General features: G+C 71.7%; 18 protein-coding genes. 9 read left to right on the top strand and 9 right to left on the bottom strand.

The genetic code is table 11. The features are described 5' to 3' along the window. Window positions 1-63 precede the first annotated feature (63 nt). On the top strand, window positions 64-1,098 hold the full coding sequence (locus ACIGXW_RS04320; RefSeq protein ID WP_399569632.1) for a methyltransferase: 1,035 nt from the start codon (window positions 64-66) through the stop codon (window positions 1,096-1,098). Between the two features lie 52 nt (window positions 1,099-1,150). Here the strand turns inward: ACIGXW_RS04320 and ACIGXW_RS04315 are convergent, their stop codons facing one another. Then, a complete protein-coding gene (locus ACIGXW_RS04315; protein ID WP_399569630.1) occupies window positions 1,151-2,056 on the bottom strand; it encodes an NAD(P)-dependent oxidoreductase in 906 nt (301 codons plus the stop codon). Between the two features lie 290 nt (window positions 2,057-2,346). Beyond that, window positions 2,347-2,841 carry a peptidylprolyl isomerase gene (locus tag ACIGXW_RS04310; protein ID WP_399569628.1) on the bottom strand — a complete coding sequence of 165 codons (495 nt, stop codon included), beginning with the start codon at window positions 2,839-2,841 and terminating at the stop codon, window positions 2,347-2,349. Between the two features lie 224 nt (window positions 2,842-3,065). Here ACIGXW_RS04310 and ACIGXW_RS04305 point away from each other — a divergent pair, with 224 nt between their 5' ends. Both ACIGXW_RS04305 and ACIGXW_RS04300 read left to right on the top strand, forming a co-directional pair. Continuing rightward, window positions 3,066-3,935 (top strand): DMT family transporter, encoded by an 870-nt coding sequence (locus ACIGXW_RS04305; protein WP_399569625.1) that lies wholly within the window; start codon window positions 3,066-3,068, stop codon window positions 3,933-3,935. A 61-nt stretch (window positions 3,936-3,996) separates the two neighbouring features. After that, window positions 3,997-5,976, top strand: coding sequence for an ATP-binding protein (locus tag ACIGXW_RS04300; RefSeq protein WP_399569623.1), 1,980 nt, complete (start codon window positions 3,997-3,999; stop codon window positions 5,974-5,976). 11 nt (window positions 5,977-5,987) lie between these two features. Here ACIGXW_RS04300 and ACIGXW_RS04295 read toward each other — a convergent pair whose 3' ends face one another. Both ACIGXW_RS04295 and ACIGXW_RS04290 read right to left on the bottom strand, forming a co-directional pair. After that, window positions 5,988-7,139 (bottom strand): hypothetical protein, encoded by a 1,152-nt coding sequence (locus ACIGXW_RS04295; RefSeq protein WP_399569621.1) that lies wholly within the window; start codon window positions 7,137-7,139, stop codon window positions 5,988-5,990. A gap of 98 nt (window positions 7,140-7,237) precedes the next feature. Continuing rightward, entirely contained in the window at window positions 7,238-8,164 is a 927-nt protein-coding gene (locus ACIGXW_RS04290) for a LysR family transcriptional regulator (protein WP_399569619.1), read from the bottom strand. A gap of 95 nt (window positions 8,165-8,259) precedes the next feature. Here ACIGXW_RS04290 and ACIGXW_RS04285 point away from each other — a divergent pair, with 95 nt between their 5' ends. Beyond that, window positions 8,260-9,141: a PhzF family phenazine biosynthesis isomerase gene (locus ACIGXW_RS04285; RefSeq protein WP_399569617.1), complete on the top strand. Its 882-nt coding sequence runs from the start codon at window positions 8,260-8,262 to the stop codon at window positions 9,139-9,141. A gap of 60 nt (window positions 9,142-9,201) precedes the next feature. Here ACIGXW_RS04285 and ACIGXW_RS04280 read toward each other — a convergent pair whose 3' ends face one another. The 3 genes from ACIGXW_RS04280 to ACIGXW_RS04270 form a co-directional block, all read right to left on the bottom strand. Beyond that, the gene (locus ACIGXW_RS04280) at window positions 9,202-9,489 is read right to left on the bottom strand and encodes a hypothetical protein (protein WP_071966429.1); all 288 of its coding nucleotides are present in this window, start codon (window positions 9,487-9,489) and stop codon (window positions 9,202-9,204) included. After that, window positions 9,486-10,040 carry an HNH endonuclease family protein gene (locus ACIGXW_RS04275; RefSeq protein WP_399569615.1) on the bottom strand — a complete coding sequence of 185 codons (555 nt, stop codon included), beginning with the start codon at window positions 10,038-10,040 and terminating at the stop codon, window positions 9,486-9,488. The genes ACIGXW_RS04280 and ACIGXW_RS04275 overlap by 4 nt, the downstream gene beginning before the upstream one ends. A 422-nt stretch (window positions 10,041-10,462) precedes the next feature. Beyond that, window positions 10,463-11,341, bottom strand: coding sequence for an NAD(P)-dependent oxidoreductase (locus ACIGXW_RS04270; RefSeq protein ID WP_399569612.1), 879 nt, complete (start codon window positions 11,339-11,341; stop codon window positions 10,463-10,465). A 574-nt stretch (window positions 11,342-11,915) separates the two neighbouring features. On the opposite strand from ACIGXW_RS04270, the gene ACIGXW_RS04265 reads away from it, so the two are divergent. The 5 genes from ACIGXW_RS04265 to ACIGXW_RS04245 all read left to right on the top strand — a co-directional run bounded on the left by ACIGXW_RS04265 (window position 11,916) and on the right by ACIGXW_RS04245 (window position 15,427). Next, window positions 11,916-13,205, top strand: coding sequence for a cytochrome P450 (locus ACIGXW_RS04265; RefSeq protein WP_399569610.1), 1,290 nt, complete (start codon window positions 11,916-11,918; stop codon window positions 13,203-13,205). Between the two features lie 149 nt (window positions 13,206-13,354). Further along, on the top strand, window positions 13,355-13,912 hold the full coding sequence (locus ACIGXW_RS04260) for a hypothetical protein (RefSeq protein WP_071966426.1): 558 nt from the start codon (window positions 13,355-13,357) through the stop codon (window positions 13,910-13,912). A gap of 66 nt (window positions 13,913-13,978) precedes the next feature. Then, window positions 13,979-14,461, top strand: coding sequence for a hypothetical protein (locus tag ACIGXW_RS04255; RefSeq protein WP_399569607.1), 483 nt, complete (start codon window positions 13,979-13,981; stop codon window positions 14,459-14,461). 168 nt (window positions 14,462-14,629) lie between these two features. Continuing rightward, complete coding sequence (locus ACIGXW_RS04250; RefSeq protein ID WP_143170487.1) at window positions 14,630-14,785, top strand: DUF6131 family protein; 156 nt, start codon at window positions 14,630-14,632, stop codon at window positions 14,783-14,785. Window positions 14,786-14,830: 45 nt separating this feature from the next. Then, window positions 14,831-15,427, top strand: a complete 597-nt coding sequence (locus ACIGXW_RS04245) for an HD domain-containing protein (RefSeq protein ID WP_399569603.1) — start codon at window positions 14,831-14,833, stop codon at window positions 15,425-15,427. A gap of 229 nt (window positions 15,428-15,656) precedes the next feature. Here ACIGXW_RS04245 and ACIGXW_RS04240 read toward each other — a convergent pair whose 3' ends face one another. Both ACIGXW_RS04240 and ACIGXW_RS04235 read right to left on the bottom strand, forming a co-directional pair. After that, window positions 15,657-16,856, bottom strand: coding sequence for a saccharopine dehydrogenase family protein (locus ACIGXW_RS04240; protein ID WP_399569601.1), 1,200 nt, complete (start codon window positions 16,854-16,856; stop codon window positions 15,657-15,659). 129 nt (window positions 16,857-16,985) lie between these two features. Then, window positions 16,986-18,305: a CAP domain-containing protein gene (locus ACIGXW_RS04235; RefSeq protein ID WP_399569599.1), complete on the bottom strand. Its 1,320-nt coding sequence runs from the start codon at window positions 18,303-18,305 to the stop codon at window positions 16,986-16,988. Window positions 18,306-18,369 lie beyond the last annotated feature (64 nt).

Genomic DNA, 18,369 nt, shown 5'->3' with positions numbered 1-18,369 from the left:
GCGAAAGGTGGGTAGTTGAGAAATATCCGGTAAACAACCATGCGAGCGCCCTGCGAGGGACCCATGAGCAAGACGTCTCCCGGCCCCCACGACGCCCCGGCGATCGACCGGCTCCTGCAGACCGCCACCGGCTTCATGGCGTCGAAGGTCCTCCTCGTCGCCGCCCGTCTCGGCCTCTTCACCGAGCTGGCCGACGGTCCGCTGAGCGGTGAGGAACTGCGCGTCCGGCTCAAGCTGCACCCCCGCTCCGCCCGTGACTTCTTCGACACCCTCGTCGCCCTCGACGCCCTGGAGCGCACCGACGGCCTGTACGCGAACACCCCCGACGCCGATCGGTACCTGGTCCGCGGCAGGCCCGCCTACCTGGGCGGCCTCCTCGAGATGAGCGACGCCAGGATGTACGAGCTGTGGGGGAGGCTGGACGCGGGCCTGCGCACGGGAGAGCCGCAGAACGGCATCGGGGCCGGCGAGGAGGGCATCTACGCCGGCCTCTACGACGACCCCGGCCGCCTCGACGCCTTCCAGCAGGCCATGACCGGGCTGTCCATGCGCTCCGCGCTCGCCCTGGCCGAGGAGTTCGACTGGTCCCCCTACCGCACCGTCGCCGACATCGGCTGTGCCGAGGGCACCGTGCTGGCACACCTGCTCGACCGCCATCCCCACCTGCGCGGCACCGGCTTCGACCTGGCCGCCGTCGCCCCCGGCTTCCGGCGCCGGCACGAGGAGTCCGGCCTCGGCGACCGGCTCGTCTTCCGCGCCGGAGACTTCTTCACCGAGCCGCTGCCGACGGCCGACGTCCTGGTCTTCGGGCACATCCTGAGCAACTGGGCACTGCCCAAGGCGAAGACGCTGCTGCGGAAGGCGTACGAGGCGCTGCAGGAGGGCGGCGTCCTCGTCATCTACGAGACGCTCCTCGACGACGAGCGCCGGGAGAACGTCGCCGGGCTGCTCATGAGTCTCACCATGCTCCTGGAAACGCCCGGCGGCTTCGAGTACACGGGCGCCGACTGCCGCGAGTGGCTGGCGGACGCCGGATTCCGCGAGAGCCGGGTGCGGCATCTGGCCGGGCCGGAGTCCATGGTGATCGCCGTCAAGTGAACGCCGGCGGTTCGCGGGCGGGCTCCCGGGTCCGCCCGTTCGTGTGGCTGCCTCAGACGGTCGTCGGGGGCCAGGGCAGCGTGGCGTCCGGCCGGCCTTCCTGGCGCACGAACTCGACCAGGCGTGCGTAGCTGTCACTGCCGTGACCGGCTGCGATCGCCCGCTCGGTCAGCGCCTTGAACAGCTCCGGCAGACCGGAGCCCGCTCCCCGGAGCTCGCTGGCGTGGACGAGGACCTCCATCGTCGTGCGGTGGAGGTCCAGGGGGAAGTCGCCGCTGGGGTACCGCCCGGAGTCGATCTGCGGCGCGTACGTGCTCATGAAGAAGCGCACGGTGTCCATCCACCGGTTGGCCACCTCGGTGTACCGCGTCGCCGGCACGTTGCCTCCGGGGCCGTCGGCGCCGATGAGGGTCACGCTGTGCAGCCAGCCGGTCAGCGTGGACCACATCTGGCACAGCAGTGCCGTGTCGTACACGGAGGGCAGGGCGGTGTCGGCGCCCACGTACACCGGGTCGCCCAAGGCGGCGAGCGTCTCGCGATGTCCCTCGAAGACGGCCGGCGGGCCGCTGTAGAGCTGCAGGAAGTTCCGGCTGCCGATGCCGGAGGGGGTCGTCAGGACCACGCCGTCGAGGTAGTCGGCACCGCCGCGCTCCGCCCAGGCGGCCGTCGCCCGTGCGCACACCGGCGGCCCCGAGGTGAGATTGACCAGCGTCCGGCCCGCGAGCGCGCCGGCCAGAGGCCGGAGCACCTCGTCGACGGCCTCGTACGTCGCGAGGCTGACCACGGTCACCGGGCTCGCGGCCACGGCTTCGGCAGCCGTCGCCGCCGTCACGGCGCCCTTCTCGGCGAGGGCGTCCGCCTTGCCGGGCGTACGGTTCCACACGGTCGTCCGATGGCCGGCGGCCACGAACGCGCCGGCCAGAGCCGCCCCCATCGGTCCGAGACCGACGACAGTCACGTTGGCGCACACGGTTCCCCCCGGGGATCGCAGAGAGCGGTTGCCTGTCGGCTGGTTATGCCTCGGTGCGATTCTTCCCGCAAAGGACTCTTCCACTCATTACCGGAGGAGAGGGAAGAGGGATATCAAGCCACTGCAAGCCCGGCGGTTCCCGGCATGCGGGCGGGGGCACGGATCGGCGCGGCGTCCGCGCCTTCCCGGCCGGGGGGAGCGACCGGCCGGCTCGAGGGTGGCGTCTGCCGGGCAGCCGCCGCCTCTTCGAGCCGGCCCGCGCCGGTGTATCAGGCCTCTCAGGCCTCGACCACGCCCGACTTCGCGATCTTGATCGTCGCCGAGGTGCGGCCGCTCTGCGAGCCCAGGCCCTCGATCTTCTTCACGACGTCCATGCCCTCGACGACCTCGCCGAAGACGACGTGCTTGCCGTCGAGCCAGCTGGTGACGATGGTGGTGATGAAGAACTGCGAGCCGTTGGTGTTGCGACCCGCGTTGGCCATGGAGAGCAGGCCCGGCTTGGTGTGCTTCAGCTGGAAGTTCTCGTCCGCGAACTTCTCGCCGTAGATGCTCTTGCCGCCGGTGCCGTCGCCCCGGGTGAAGTCGCCGCCCTGCAGCATGAAGTCGGGGATGACCCGGTGGAAGCCGGAGCCCTCGTAGCCGAAGCCGTGCTGGCCGGTGGCGAGCTCACGGAAGTTCTGCGCGGTCTTGGGGACCACGTCGTCGAACAGCTTGAAGACGATGCGCCCGGCGGGCTCGTCGTTGATGGTGATGTCGAAGAACACATTCTGCATGGGGACAGCCTGTCATTCCCGACCCACTCCATGCACACAGGCCCCCCGAGTTTCGCTCTCAGCCGCTCACCCGGCCCCCTCGACCCGGCGCACTGTCACGCCGTGTGCCCGACCCGGCCGATCGTGTGATCACTGTTCCCGGGCGTGGTGCGGTTCCGGTCCCACCGTCCGCTCTGCCACCGTTGCCGCCAGCGACCCGAGGCTCCGAACGGAGGAACCGCACCGTGGCAGCACTGATCTCCGCGCTGTTCGCCCTGCTGGCGGCCGTGGGCAACGCCACGGGCACGGTGCTCCAGCGGCTGGGCGCCCGGACCGTGCCCCCGGGCGACGCCTTCAGCGTCCGGATCGTCCGGCACCTGGTGCGCAGCCCGGCGTGGCTCGGCGGCATCGCCGTCGTGGTCGGCGCGGCGGCCTGCCAGGCCCTGGCCCTGACCCTGGGATCCCTGTCGCTGGTGCAGCCCATCCTCGTGACCGAGCTGCCCTTCACCCTCCTGGTCGCCTCCGCGGTGTCCCGGCGCCGGCTGCCCGCGATCGGCTGGGCGGCGTCCGTCATGGTCGCCGCCGGGCTCGGCATGGCACTGGCGGCGGCCGCGCCCCACGGCGGACACACCGACGTCTCCCCCGGCATGTGGACCCTGACCCTGCTCACCACCGGCGGCGCCATGGCCCTGTGCGTGGCGGCGGCCCTGCCACGGCCCAGGGGAAAGGCCCGCGCCGCCTTCTTCAGCTCCGCCTCCGCGATCGGCTACGCCCTGACCGCCACCTTGATGAAGTCCGCCACCACCACCTTCGACGAGCACGGCGGCGGCGCCTTCCTCGCCTCCTGGCAGACCTACGGCTTCGTGGCGGCCGGCGCGTGCGCGCTGTTCCTCCTGGCGAACGCCATGGAGTCCGGCCCCCTCATCGCCTCCCAGCCCGCCCTCACCCTGGGCGAGGGCCTGGTCAGCCTGGCGCTGGGCATCCTGGTCTACGGGGAGCGGGTACGCGCCGGGTGGTGGCTGGTCCCCGAGGCCATCGGGGCGGTGCTGGTCACCTGGGGGGTGCTGATCCTCCCCCGCGTCGACACGGAACGACAGGAGCGGGCGGTGCCGTGAGCGGACCGGGGCGTGGGCGGAACGCCTTCCCCGGTCCTTCGCCGTGGGCTAGAAAGAGACCGTGAACCACTCGTCCAACGACTTGAGCGGCAGCGTCACCGGTTCGGTGATCCAGGCAGGGCACGTGGAACAGCTGCACCTCGCCCCCACGGTGCCCACCGCGCTGGCCGGTCTGCCGCCGACGGCACCGGAGTTCACCGGGCGGAGCGCGGCCCTGCGCGACGTCACCGCCGCACTGGACCCCGGTTCCGACGGTTCCCCCGTCGTGGTGTCGACGCTCTCGGGCACACCCGGCGTCGGCAAGACCGCCCTGGCGCTGCGTGCGGCCCACGAGGCCCTGGCGGCGGGGTGGTTCTCCGGCGGAGTGCTCTTCATCAACCTCCAGGGTTACGACGAGCGCCGGTTCGTGGAGCCCGACACCGCGGTGTCGGCGTTCCTGAGCGCCCTCGGCGTACCCGACGAGCTCTTCCCCCCGACGGCCGGGGGACGTCTGTCGCTGTACCGCTCGAAGCTCGCGGACCTCGCCGCCCGGCGCAGCGGGGTCCTCGTGGTGCTCGACAACGCCTCCTCGGCGCACCAGGTCAGCCCCCTGCTGCCCGGTTCGCCGGTCCACCGGGTGCTGGTGACCAGCCGGCACGCCCTCGGCGACCTGCCCGGTTCCCGGATCGTGGACCTGGGCGTCCTGGAGCCCGCCGAGGCCACGGACTTGATCGTCCGTACGCTGCGGATGCGCCGGCCCTCGGACACCCGCGCTCAGGACGAGCCGCAAGCCGTGGGCGACCTGGCGGAGTTGTGCGGTCGGCTGCCGCTGGCGCTGGCCGTCGTCGCCTCGATCCTGGCCGGTGACCCGGACCTCCCGGTCGGGGAGCTCACGGCGACGTTACGCGACCGTGCCACCCGCCTGGACGAGCTGTCGTACGGTGGCAGCGACTCCGTCACCGCCGCGTTCGAGCTGTCGTACGCCGGGCTCGCGCCCGAGGAAGCCCGGATGTTCCGGCTGCTGTCCCTCAATCCCGGGCAGCAGGTCAGCGTGGAAGCCGCCGCCGCGGTCGCCGGACGTTCCGTGCCGCAGGCCAGGAAGCTGCTCCGGTCGCTGCGCGAGGCCCACATGATCGAGCCGGGCAGGCCCCGGGGCTGGGTGCGCTTCCACGACCTGCTGCGGCTGTTCGCCGAGCTGCGCTGCTCCGCGGAGGACGACGAGGCGAGCGTCGAGGCCGCTGTCGACGGGCTGTTGGTCCATTACCGTGACGCCGCCCGGGATGCCACCGAGCGCATCGTGCGGGCGGCGCGTGCGGGCCGGCGTGAGGATGCGGCGGAGCACTGGCTGGACGTCGAGCGCCCGAACCTGCGAACCGCCCTCCGGCTGGCCCGGATGCGCGACCGACCCACCGTCGTGCTGCCGCTGGCGCACGACGTCAGCTGGTTCCTGCGCCGTCAGCAGGACTGGGACGCCGGTCTCGAAGTGTGCGAGATGGCGGTGGAGTTCGCCCGCTTCAGCGCCGACAGCACGCAATATGCCCTCGCTCTCTACACCATGGGCGATTTCCTCAAGCACAAGCAGGACTACGACCGGGCGCTGCGGACCTTCACGGAGGCGCTCGATCTGTACCGGGGGCTCGGCGACCGCACCGGTGAGGCCCGGACCCTGCACAGCCTGGGCACCGTCGCCCGGCGCAGCGGCCGGTACGGGAAGGCCGAGAGGTACTACTCCGCCGCCCTGCCGCTCTTCCGTGCCCTCGGAGACCACCGGGGCAGCGGGAACACCCTGTTCAACCTCGGCATCACCGCCCGTCAGCAGGCGGACCACGATCTGGCCCACTACCGCTACCACGGCGCGCTGCTCGTCTACCGGCGGCTCGGCCACACCGTCGGCCAGGCCCGTACCCTGCATCACCTCGGTCACCTGGCCGCCGCCACGGGTCGGCCGGACGCGGCACGCCGCCACTGGGAACAGGCACGGACGGCGTACGAGGAGGCGGCGCTCCCCCAGCACGCCCAGGAGGTCACCGAGCTGCTGTCGGAGCTGACAGGGGCGCCCTGATCCCTGGTTCCCTAACCCCGCGAGAGCGGCACATGGTCGGCCCAGGCGTTTCCGGGCAGAGCGCGGATCCAGCGTGCGAGTGCCGCCCGGTCGTCGGCGACGACGAGGGTGCGGTGGAAGTGGGTGGGCAGACAGGGTTCCGTGGGTGAGGGCCTCTCGACCTCGGCCCGTACGCCGTCGCCCGCTTCCGGCACGTTCGCGCCGGCCCGCAGGGGGAGTTCGGCGGCGACGCGCACGGCGGTGGGGGCCGGCGGTTCGCCGCCCAGCGCGGCGGTGGCGAGCGCCTGATAGGGATCGTGGCCGGTGACCGCCCGGCTCAGGTGGGCCATTCCGCCGAACCTGCCGTTGACCTCCAGCACCCGCAGCTCCCCCGCCTCGACGGCCATGTCGATCTGCCACGCCCCGCAGGGTGCGAGCATGTCGGTGACGTCCGCGATGAACGCGTCGAGGCCGCGCCGGACCGCTGTGGGGAGCCCGGCCGGCATCACCCGCATGCGCCATCCGGGCATGCACCGCTCGTCCAGGGGGCCGAAGGAGGCGATGGGCCAGCGCAGCGTGCCGCCCCTGTCGGTGAGCAGCTCGACGCCGAATTCCTCGCCCCGGCAGACACGCTGCACCACGACAGGGAAGACCATGCCGTCCGCCGCGCCGAGGTCGTCGGGGCCGGTGAGGTACCAGCGCCCCTGCCACGGCACGGATCTGCCGGTCTTGACCATCACCGGTGGCCCGAGCTCCTTCAGTGCCACGGCCGCCTGCGCCCTGTCCTCGCAGACGATGCCCTCGGGCACCGGCCAGCCCCGGTCGAGGGCCAGCCGGTGGAAGAGGACCTTGTCGGACACCGCTTCGGCGAAGGCGGGCGGATGGACGTGCGCGTGCCGGCTACCGAAAGGCACTCGCTGCGCGGCGGTGGCCAGGGTGTGCAGGAGCTGTTCCTGTTCGAGCGGGTACAGGCTCGGCACCACCACCTGCGCGCCGATGCTCGCCCACAGGGCCAGGACGTCGTCGACACCCGCGCCCGCCGCGAGGTGGCGGTAGCGGATGCCGGGTCCCATGCCGGCGCTGACGTCGGTAGGGCCGCACAGCCAGATCCGCTCGGCCGCGTGGCGCCTGAGCGCGGTGACGAGCCGGTCGGCACGGTAGTGCCCCATGATCGCGACGTCCATCCGTATCGGTGTTCCCGTGGGCACGGTCGTTCCGAACGGCGGGGCCGCGGATTCGCCGCAACGGAGCAGTCCGGGCGGGCCTGCCCCGCGGAGGCGGCCTACGACCGGGCTGCGGGAACGCTCTCCTCGCCGCCCCCGAATTGCCGGGCGAGCTCGGCGATCACCGCCCGCGCCGCGGGAGAGGTCCAGCGCCTGCGGTGGCGCGCCAGTTGTACGGGCACGTCGGGGATCGGCGGTCCCGTCACCTCGGCCAGGCGGCCTTCGCGCAGGGCGTGCTCGACGGTGGCGCGCGGCAGGAGGGTGAGGCCGAGGCCGGCCGCCACGCAGGAGCGGGCGGCTTCGATGCTGCCGAAGCGGGTCAGGCGGGGGCGTACGCCCGGGGTCGACAGGAGGCGGCGGGCGAGCCGGTCGCTGTAGGAGCAGCCCTGCTCGTGGAGGAAGAACGGTTCCTGTGCGAGCTCCTCCCAGGTGACCGGATCCGTCCGGTGGGCGAAGGGATGTCCGGGGGCGCAGAGGAGCACCAGCGGCTCGTGCGCGAGGGGTTCGGTGTCGATGTCGGGGAAATCAGAAGGGGAGACTTCCTCCTCCAGCATCAAGGCGATGTCGAGACGGCCCGTGCGCAGGCCCTCCGCCGCTTCGGCGGTTCCTACGGGCGACAAGTCGACCTCGAGGTCGGGGTGGAGCCCGCGCAGGGCGGCGATGACGCCGGGCAGTCGCGCCGAACACAGCGTCTCGCCCGCGCCGATGACGACCCGGCCCACGGGAGGGCCATCGGCCGCGGCCGCCGCGCGCAGCCGTGACTCGGCGTCCAGTACGCCCTCGGCCTCCGCGAGCAGCCGCCTGCCGACCTCGGTGATCGCCACGCCCCGGGGCAGCCGGTCGAAGAGCCGGGTGCCCAGCTCCTTCTCCAGGGTCTGGACCTGCGCGGTGACCGTCGACTGGGCGAGGTGCAGCTCGGCGGCGGCCGTGGTGAAGCTGGCGGTGCCGGCCACGGTGGTGAAGGTGCGCAGCAGTCGGGTGTCCATGCGGGCGAGCATAGCGGGACCTATCGGATGCACCGATCGGACTCATCATGATCCATCGCTTGTCACGATGCCTGCCCGGCGGCAGAGTAACCCTCATGACTACTGAGACCGAGACCGTCGCCGGCCGTTCCGTCGAGATCCTTCGCTATTCCGCCTTCACCTCCGACCCGGCGGGCGGCAACCCTGCGGGCGTCGTCCTCGACGCCGCCCGGCTCGACGAGGCGGGGATGCTGGCCCTGGCCGCCGAGGTGGGGTACTCCGAGACCGCCTTCATCACCGCCGGCGACGAGACCGAGCGCCGTTTCCGGCTGCGCTTCTTCAGCCCTCTGGCCGAGGTCGCGTTCTGCGGACATGCCACCGTCGCCACGGCGGTGGCGCTCGCCGAGCGCATCGGCCCCGGCGAGGTGGTCTTCGACACGCCCGTGGGCGACATCCGGGTGGAGACGGTCGTCGACGGGCGGGGCGCGGTGCGGGCGACCCTCACCAGCGCGCCCACCCGCTCCCGGCCGGCCGTGGACGCCGAACTGGACGCGGCGCTCGCCGCCTTGCGCTGGGCGCGCGAGGACCTGGACCCGGCGCTGCCGCCGCACGTCGCCTTCGGCGGCAACGAGCACCTCGTCCTGGCGGCCGGTTCCCGCGCGCGACTGGCCGACCTGGCCTACGACTTCGACGCCCTGGCCGACATCATGCGAGAGCACGGCTGGACCACCGTCCAGCTGGTGTGGCGGGAGAGCGAGCTGCTCTTCCACGCGCGCGACCCGTTCCCGGTGGGCGGCGTGGTGGAGGACCCGGCCACGGGCGCGGCGGCCGCCGCACTGGGCGGCTACCTGCGGGCGACCGGACAGATCCGCGAGGAAGCGGCGATCAGCATTCGCCAGGGCGAGGACATGGGCCGCCCCAGCGATCTGCTGGTGACCGTGGACCCCGCCGACGCGCGCGTACGCGTCACCGGGCAGGCGGTGCGCATCGGCGGGTGAACCTCGTGTCCACCGGCCGGTGGACACGAGGCGGGCAGCGCGGTCGTCTCCTCGCCGGTCTCAGCCGGGCACCTGTGCGCCGCCGCCGGCCCGGATGGCCTCGAGCACTGCCTGGTGCAGGGATTTCAGTCCGGCGGGCGGTACGGGGCGGGGGCTGCCGGTGAGGGTGTACCACTCCTCCGCACCGGTGTACTGCACCCGCACCCCGGCCAGGCCGTCCGGGCGCAGTGCGGTGACGACGGTGAGGTCGCCGGTGACGACGCCGACCTCGTCGGTCATCGCACCGCCCGGACCGGCGGTCACCTCGTCCCGGAAGTGCTCGTATTGCGCGTAGTGCTCGCTGTTCATGCCGTACAGGTACCCAACATGGTGGTGAGCATCTTCCGTTCGTTCTCGGTGACGGTGAGGCCATAGGTGCTCTTCACCGACGTCCACGCCCGGCCGTAGACGCACCAAGCGGACTTCGCCGGGGGCTGCCACTGGTCCGGGGACTGATCGCCCTTGCTCCGGTTCGAGGCCGCCGAGACCGTCAGCAGCTGCGGATGGGTCAGGTCGTTGGCGAACGCCTTGCGGCGGTCGGTGGGCCACTTGTCGGCGCCCGACCGCCATGCGTTGGCGAGGGGCACGATGTGGTCGATGTCGACCTGGGAAGCCGCCGTGAACGTCTTGTCGTCGTAGAAGCTGCGCCACGAGCCCGAGGTCGCCCGGCACTCGGCGTCCCGCTTGACGCCCTGGCCGTCGCGCTCCAGAACCGTCTCGCGGGTGTCGCACTTGTTGCCCTGCTGCGCCCAGTGCGGGAAGGCCGACCGGCTATAGCCCGTCATGGGGCGCGGATCGGCCACCGTCAGCTTCCCCAGCTGCTGACGGGCCTCCCCCGCCGACGGCAGCCCGGGCAGCACCTCCCGCCCGCCGTTCTTCCCCGATCCCGGCGACGACGCAGCCGGGGAAGGGGCAGAAGAGGAGGCCGAGGAAGAGGCTGCGGAAGGGGCCGACGAAGGGGCTGGGGAGGATGCCGGCGAAGGGGCCGAGGAGGACGAAGCAGAGGCCGTCGCGGCCGGCTTCGGGTCGCCCGAGTCGCTTCCGCCACAGCCGCCGAGCGCCACCACGGCACCGATCACCGCCGCCGCGCATGTGCCGACTCGCAATTGACGCGTCGTCATCCTCACGCCCCCCAACTGGCCGCCCGAATCGTCCCGCTCCAGGCTGCCCACCCCCTGCCCGACGCCAAACGGCGCAGAACGCCCGATGTACGCCATATGGAGGAAACGGCGTCATGCGGTAGTGCGGGCAGGAATACCGCCTTCGCCCCCGACGGACAAGCTCACGGCCGGTCGTTCCGGCGCATCACCTCGACCAGGCGCGCGTAGCCGTCGTCCCCGTGCCCTGCCTCGATCGCCCGCCCGGTCAATTCCCGCAACAGTTCCGGCAGGTCGGGGGCCACCCCGCGCAGCTCGCTCGCGTGGACGAGGAGGTCCATCGCCGAGCGGTGGAGACGCAGGGTGATCCCGTCGCCCTGGTACTGACCGGAGTCGACCTGTTCGGCATAGCTCCTCATGAGCGGGCCGACGGTCTTCAGCCACCGGTCGGCCACGTCCGTGAAGGCCGTCGCCGTCTCGTTCCCGCCGGGACCGTCGGCGCCGACGAGCGCCGCACCGTGCAACCAGCCGGCCAGAGTGGACCACATCAGGCCCAGCAGCGCCGTGTCGTACACCGAGGCCAGCGCGGTGTCGGTGCCCAGATGCACCGGCTCGCCCAGTGCGGCGAGCACCTCGCGATGCTTGTCGAAGGCGGCCCGCGAGCCGCTGAAGAGGACCGGGAAGCCGGGATTCCCGATGCCGGGCGGCGACGTCGCCGTGATCACGCCGTCGAGATAGCCGGCGCCGTGCCGCCGCGCCCAGTCGGCCGCCGCCCGCGCGTGCAGCGGCGAGCCCGGGGTGAGGTTCACGATGCCACGACCCTCGAACGCCCCGGCGGTCACGGAGTCCAGGACCTCACGGACGACCTCGTACGTCGTCATGCGGATCACGACCAGTGGGCTCGCCGCGACGGCCTCCGCGGCCGAGCCCGCCGCCACGGCACCCTTGCCGGCCAGAGCCTCTCCCGCACCCGGCGTACCGTCCCAGACGGTCGTCCGGTGACCCGCCGCCACCAACACTTCGGCCAATGCCGTCCCTATGGACCCCAGGCCGAGAACAGTCACCTTCGCATTCACGCTTTCCCCCGTTTGACAGCACACCTGCGCGAAATATGGATTCCGCCCGCAACTCCCCCTGAACGGCCAGTGATCCGCACTCCATTCTCCATGACCGGCGCGGGCCGCAGATGATCCGTTCGATCACCGAGCGCCCGTCGGCCAGGTCAGTGGGCCCTCATGGAACGATCCCGCGCCCGGAAACACGGAATTCGACGGCACCGGCCTGCCCGTCGAAGAACGTATATGCCTTTCGGGGCCCGTCTACCGACGTGCGTATCTTTCCGAGTACGCGCCCCGCACGTGTCAGGCGGACGGGCTCGGGACGCGTCCGTACCGGGTGCGGCAGCCATCGGCCTTGTGAGGTACGGCGATTCCCGTGGTGCTCCGGGGACGGGGAATTCCCCGGCATCCGTGGCCCGCCGCGCCCCACCCGGCGCCATGGCTCCCGTCAAGAGGGCCTCGGGAGGAGAGGGCGGCGGCCCTCGTACGCCACGAAGGGGTGCGAGCCTGAACAAAGCGACGGATACGCCCCGGAGAGCGCCTGATTGCGCCACCAAAACGATCGAAAGCAGGTCTGACGTTGCCGGAATTCATCAGCTCCCCCACCGGGACCGACAACGGGACACGGGCGCAGAACTGTCCGCTGCTCTCCCCCGAGTCGGTGGCGGCCACCTTCCTCTCGCACGGCTCGGCCGATCTGCATCCGATGCTGAAGAGCCTGCGGGACGAGGCACCGGTCTTCTACAGCGAAGATCTGCACATGTGGATCGTGTCCCGGTACGACGACGTGTCGTGGGTCCTCAAGAACGCCGAACTCTTTCCCGCCTCCACGCGGTCCATCATCATGTCGAGTTATCCCCCGGAGGTCCGTGACGTGCTGCGGAGCACCAGCACGTTCACGGCACCCAATATGGGGTTCGACGGGTCGCCCACGCACGACCGCTTGCGCAAGCCGGTCGTGCCGTACTTCTCGGCCAAGGGCGTCAAGCGTCTCGAGGCCCGGATCGAGGAGATCGCCGACCTGCGGGCGGGCGAGATTCCTGCGGAGCCACCCGTGGACCTCGTCGAGGCGTACGCCCGCCCGCTGGCGAACACCGTCGTGATCCGGCTGGCCGGGCTGCCCGTCGACGACTACGACCGCATCATGCGCTACCACCGGGCGGTCAATGAATTCTTCTTCGGCCGGCCTCCCGCGCATCTGCAACTCCCCTACGCCAAGGACATCCAGGAGTGGGAGGAATATCTGAGCGACGTCATCGGCATGCGCCGGCGCCTGCCCCAGGACGATCTCATAAGCCTTCTCACACAGAAGGTCGCGAAGGGAGAGGCCGACTACACCGACGAAGAACTGATCAGCCTCATCAGCTTCGACGTCATCACCGCCGGCTTCCGCCCGACCAGTTTCGCTCTGATCAATCTGTGTGGGGAACTGCTGGAGGAACCGCACCGCTGGCAGGCGCTGCGGGACGAACCCGATCGCTTCGACGGCGTGTTCAGCGAAACCCTCCGGCGCTCCGGGCCGGCCCTGGGAGTGTTCCGGATGACGGCGGCCGAGGTCGAGGTGGGCGGCGTCCCGGTCCCGGCGGGCTCGGTCCTCTGGGTCATGGCGGCCTCGGCGAACCGCGACGAGCGGCATTTCCCGGAGCCCGACTCCTTCGACCCGCACCGCCCGCACCTGGCCGGCAGCCTGCACTTCTCCCAGGGGCTGCACTACTGCCTCGGCGCCAATCTCGCCCGGACGGTGATCCGGGCCGGCATCACCGCGCTCATGCGCCACCGACCGGACCTGCGGCTTGTCCCGGACCAGCCGCGCGTGTACGAGCCGAGCATCAACGTCGTCGCGCCGGCGAGGCTGTTGGTCGAGTGGTGAGCCGGATCCCCACTCCCTGAGCCCGCGCACAGGCCCCCGAGCGCTCTCTGCGACCGGCACGACACCCTCAGTGATTCACCGTTCCACTGGGCGCCGCGGACGCTTAAGATAAATAGGGCGTATCCGACATATCGAGGGGGTTTGGTCCGATGTCGACAGGCATGCTTCTGGCGATCATCATCCTCGTCGCGGCGGTGGTCATCGTTATCGGCGTAGCAGCCGCCCTCACCGTGCGCCGCCGACGACTGCGCGAACGCTTCGGCCCGGAGTACGAGCGGACGGTCGAGGAAAGCGGCAACCGGCGGGCGGCCGAGCGCGATCTGAGCGCACGCGAAAAACGCCATGACTCACTGGACATCAAGCCGTTGGAAAGCGGCACCCGGGACCGGTACACCCGGGAATGGACCAGCGTCCAAAGTGAATTCGTGGACCGTCCCGAGGACGCCGTCCAGGACGCGGACCTCCTGGTGACCTCGCTTATGCACGAGCGCGGCTACCCGACCGAGAACTTCGAGCAGCGCGTCAAGGACCTCTCGGTCGAGCACGGCCGCACGCTGGAGCACTACCGCAGCGCCCATGAGGTCAATGCGCTGAGCATCAAACACGAGGCGACCACGGAGCAGCTGCGGGGCGCCATGGTGCATTACCGCGCCCTGTTCGACGAGCTGCTCTCCAACGGGGGCCAGGCCCGTCACGCCCGGGCGTGACCCGCTCACCATGCCCGACCGGCGGGTGCCGCCCGCGAGGGCGACGCCGGGACGGACGGAGGAGACATGCGACGCGAAGACATACCCGAACCCGGCGAGAGCGGCCTGTCCACCGAGGACCTGGCCGGCGTCAGCGACCGGGACACGGGCGGCGAAGAGCCCGAAGAAGCGACGGAACGCCGGTCCGACGTGCCCACCTTCCCCGGCGAGAGCACCGAACCGGCAGGCGAGGCCGCCTCCCGGCCCCGGGAGACCGGCGCCGAGACGGCGGAGGACGAGACACCGGAACTCCTGACAGCGGAGGACCAGGAGGGCTTCCGGGAGCGCTGGCAGGACATCCAGGCGCAGTTCGTGGACGACCCCCGCGAGGCCGTGCACAAGGCCGACGCCCTCGTCGCGGAGGTCATGCAGACGCTGGCCACGACGTTCGCCCGGCACAAGCAGGACCTGGAGGGACAGTGGAACCGGGGCGAGGAGGTGGACACCGAGGACCTGCGCATGGCACTGCGCCACTACCGGGCGTTCTTCAACCGCCTGCTCACCACGTGAACAAGACGACGCACGGGCACCACCCGGCCCGACAGGCGTGGAAGGGGTGATTTCAGCGCCGTCGGGAACCGGAAGTGATCGCGCGTGACAAGTCAGCCGCCCGCCTGTCCGGCCGTCATCCCCTTCCGGGCGCCGGGCCGGAGCGGCGGCGGGAACCAGGAGTCCATCATGATCACCCTCGGCATCATTCTGCTCGTCATCGGATTCGTGACGGGAATATCCATCCTGTGGACGATCGGCATCATCCTCGTCGTCCTCGGAGCCATATTCTTCCTGCTCGGAGCCATGGGGCACGCGGTGGCCGGCCGCAAGCACTATTGGTGAATCCATCGGCGGCGCGGCGCTGCGGCGGGTTGTTACGCTGCGGCGGTGACCCTGCCTACTGTCGCCGAGATCCGCGTGCTGCACGAGAAGTACGCGCCGTCGCAGCAGGCCTTCGACCTCGTGTACACACACTGCGAAATCGTCTGCCGCATCGCGGAGCAGCTCATGGCCCGCTCCGCCCACCGGCTCGACGCAGGACTTGTGCGCGCGGGCGCGCTGCTCCACGACATCGGCGTCTACCGGCTCTACGACCGCGCCGGGCGGTTCCTCCAGGGCCAGTACATCCGCCATGGCGTGCTCGGCCACGAGATCCTCGGCCGGGAAGGCTTCCCGGAGCGCCTGCGCCGCTTCTGCTCATGCCACACGGGAGTGGGCCTGACCAGGCACGACATCCGCAAGCAGAAGCTGCCCCTCCCCGAAGCCGACTACCTCGCCGTGAGCCCCGAGGAGCAACTGGTGATGTACGCGGACAAGTTCCACACCAAGACGACGCCTCCGAAATTCCTCTCCTCCGGCGACTACGCCGCCCATGTGCGGAGATTCGGCGAGGAAAAGGTCGACGCATTCCACGCCTTGCGCGTCCGCTTCGGCGAACCCGACCTCGCGCCCCTCGCGGCGCGGTACGGCCACGCCCCGGCGTGAGCCGCGGCGCGCGTCATCGGGGAAAATACTCCAGAATGGTATAAATTCACCAAAAGCCCCATCTGGAGAGGAGACGGCATGTCCTCGAAGCGGCGCCGCAAGAAGAAGGCCCGTCGTAAGCACGGGGCCAACCACGGCCGACGACCCCAGTGCTGAGCCCGGCCGGCCGGCCCTGAGGCCGGACCGGCCACCCGCACCGGCAGGGCAGTTCACCGCCGCGGCCCAGCGATCACCTGCCCGGCACGGTCCGCACCCGGAAGGTGATCCCCGCCGCCCGCAGCCGTTCGACCAGGGCGTCGCCCATCGCCGTCACCGGGGTGACCTGGCCCGAGGTCTTGGGCAGGTCGTCCAGGGCGAGGCTCAGTGAGGCCTCCGCGAGGATCTTGGCGGTCTCGTCGTAGCCCGGGTCGCCGCCCGTGATCTCGGTGAGCGCCCGCCGGCCGCCGCCCTCGCCGACGAACCGGAGCCGGAACCAGCTGCGGGCCCGCCGCTCCGCGCTGGGGCCTCGGCCCGAGGCGTAACGGTTCATCAGCCAGGACCTGGTGGCCGGCACTTGCGCTGCCGCCACCACCGCGCCGACCGCGAACGGGCCGGCCAGTGCCATGGGCAGGGTCTTCACCGAGGCGTAGTGGCGGTAGCGGAAGTCGGGGCCGTAGCGCTCCAGTGCGGCTGCCGAGCGTTGTACGACGGTCGGGTCGAGGGTGGGCAGCGGCAGGGCCCAGGTGCCCGTCTCCTTGCTGAAGCGGGGGGTGCCCAGCGGTGCCCGGACCCGGCGGCCCTCCGGCTGCGGCTCGTGCGAGCGTCGCTCACGGGCCGCGGCCAGCGCCTGCGGCCGGCGTCCCAGAATCGTCAGGGACGAGGCCAGCGTCCCGCCGGAGATGAGTCCCCACGCCTGGACGAATCCGTCGACCCGCAGGGGCACGCCCTCGGGCAGCTGCCGGACGGTGAGATACGCGCCCAGGTCGTGCGGCACGGAGTCGAAGCCGCAGGAATGCACCAGCCGCGCACCGGTCTCCCGGGCCCGCGCGTCGTACCGGGCGAACATCAGGTCCACGAACTCCGGCTCACCGGTGAGGTCGGTGTAGTCGGTGCCGGCCTCCGCGCAGGCGGCGACCAGTTCCTCCCCGTACCAGATGTACGGGCCGACGGTCGAGGCGACGACGTGCGTGGACTCGGCGAGCTCCCGCATCGCCGCCGGGTCGGCCGCGTCCGCGGTCACCAGCGCGAGGCCGGCCGCCCGGGCGGGGTCGAGCGCGGCCAGGCGCTCCCGCAGCCGTTCCAGCTTCTCTCTGCTGCGCCCGGCCAGCGCCCACCGGCAGCCCTGCGGCGCGTGCGCCAGCAGATATTCGGCCGTGAGCTCCCCGACGAACCCCGTCGCTCCGAAGATCACGACGTCGTAGGGCCGTTCGGGCCCGTCCTGCCGGTTCATGGTGCCTCCTTCTCCCTGGGGTCGGTCCCGTGGGACCGTGGCTCCTCGTGTCCGCCCAGCCTCTCGCCTCATCGGTGGCGTTGGCCATGGTCTTGAGCCCGTTGTGACCCGATCACGGCGGGGCGTGCGTCAGAGGGAACCGCCGAACAGCTGGGTCCAGTACGTGCCCGCCCGGCCTGCCGGTGCGTACCCCACGCCCAGGTGGGTGAAGCCGGGGGTGAGGATGTTGGCGCGGTGGCCGGGGCTGTCCATCCAGCCGCTGACGACCTCCGCGGGAGTGCGCTGTCCGCAGGCGATGTTCTCGCCGATCGCGCGGTGCGCGGCGCCGGCCGCCCGCGCCCGGTCCCAGGGTTCCCGTCCCTCGGGGGTGGTGTGGGAGTAGAAGTCGCGGCCGGCCATGTCGGCGCTGTGCGCCCGGGCCGCCACGGCGAGGTGCGGGTCGGCGGCCAGCGGGGGCAGGGCGGCAGCGGCCCGTTCCACGTTGGTGAGGGCGAGCACCTCGGCCACGGCCTGCTCGAGGCCGGCCGGTGTGTACGGCCGGGCCCACAGCACCGTCCAGTACGTCCGGCCCGCACCGTCCACTGCGTGGCCGGGCCCGAGGTGGGTGAACGTCCCGTCGGTGAAGGCGGCACGGCGTTCGGACCCCGCCAGGCAGTAGTCCACGAACTCCGCCGCGCTGCGCGGGCCCGAGACCAGGTGCTCGGTCAGTACGAGGTAGGCGTAGCCGGCCGCGGTGACCCGCTGGAAGAGGGAGGTCCCTGACGGGCTCTCGGCGGACAGCCGGCCGTGGGCCGCCATGTCCGCGGCGTGGGCCCGGGCGGCCGCGGCCAGCCGCGCGTCCACCGTCACCGGGCGCACCCCGGCCCGGGACCGCCGGGAATTGACGAGGCCGGGCAGGGAATCGAAGCCGCCGGGAGGGGCGGGCGCGCTGCCGGGCGCAGGTACGGCCGGGAACGGGTCGGCGTCGTCGTCCTCGACGTCGATGCCGAAGTCGCGGGCCACCCCGGCCAGTCCCTCCGCGTATCCCTGCCCCAGGGCCCGTACCTTCCACCCGGCGTCACGCCGGTAGAGCTCGGCGAGCAGCAGCACGGTCTCGTCGGTCGGCCGCGGCGGGGCGAAGCGGGCCAGCACCCGGCCCCCGTCGCCCGCGACGGTCATGACCGGGGCGGGCAGCGACGTCAGCGGCGTACGGGCGTCGGCCGGGCTGAGGACCACCGTGACCCGCCGCGCACCCGGTCGCAGCCGGGCCGGGTCCACGGTCAGGGTGTCGCCCTCCAGCCGCGCGCCCGGCGCGGAGGGCTGGTTGAAGAACACGAAGTCGCCGTCCCCCGACGTCCTGCCCTCCTCGCCGGTGACGATCGCCGATACGTCGAAGGGGCCGGGCACCCGTATCGTCAGCACGCCCGCGGGCAGCGCCCGGTTCCCCCCGGCCGTCAGCTCGCTCGTCACTCCGCGTCCCCCGCCCATCCGCTCCGGCCACTCATGAGCTGGAACGCGCCACCGACGCGGGCAG

The sequence above is a fragment of the Streptomyces sp. NPDC053079 genome, from assembly GCF_044546695.1.
In the GTDB taxonomy this organism is placed as follows: Bacteria; Actinomycetota; Actinomycetes; order Streptomycetales; family Streptomycetaceae; genus Streptomyces.
Note: the sequence above shows the minus strand (reverse complement) of the source record. Positions and strands in the feature narration are given on the sequence as shown.

Bases quoted from the DNA above. Each gene is read 5' to 3' on its own strand.
- ACIGXW_RS04320 (WP_399569632.1), top strand. From the start codon at position 64: ATGAGCAAGACGTCTCCCGGCCCCCACGACGCCCCGGCGATCGACCGG.
- ACIGXW_RS04310 (WP_399569628.1), bottom strand. From the start codon at position 2,841: ATGCAGAATGTGTTCTTCGACATCACCATCAACGACGAGCCCGCCGGG.
- ACIGXW_RS04295 (WP_399569621.1), bottom strand. From the start codon at position 7,139: ATGGACGTCGCGATCATGGGGCACTACCGTGCCGACCGGCTCGTCACC.
- ACIGXW_RS04290 (WP_399569619.1), bottom strand. From the start codon at position 8,164: ATGGACACCCGACTGCTGCGCACCTTCACCACCGTGGCCGGCACCGCC.
- ACIGXW_RS04285 (WP_399569617.1), top strand. From the start codon at position 8,260: ATGACTACTGAGACCGAGACCGTCGCCGGCCGTTCCGTCGAGATCCTT.
- ACIGXW_RS04280 (WP_071966429.1), bottom strand. From the start codon at position 9,489: ATGAACAGCGAGCACTACGCGCAATACGAGCACTTCCGGGACGAGGTG.
- ACIGXW_RS04260 (WP_071966426.1), top strand. From the start codon at position 13,355: ATGTCGACAGGCATGCTTCTGGCGATCATCATCCTCGTCGCGGCGGTG.
- ACIGXW_RS04255 (WP_399569607.1), top strand. From the start codon at position 13,979: ATGCGACGCGAAGACATACCCGAACCCGGCGAGAGCGGCCTGTCCACC.
- ACIGXW_RS04250 (WP_143170487.1), top strand. From the start codon at position 14,630: ATGATCACCCTCGGCATCATTCTGCTCGTCATCGGATTCGTGACGGGA.
- ACIGXW_RS04240 (WP_399569601.1), bottom strand. From the start codon at position 16,856: ATGAACCGGCAGGACGGGCCCGAACGGCCCTACGACGTCGTGATCTTC.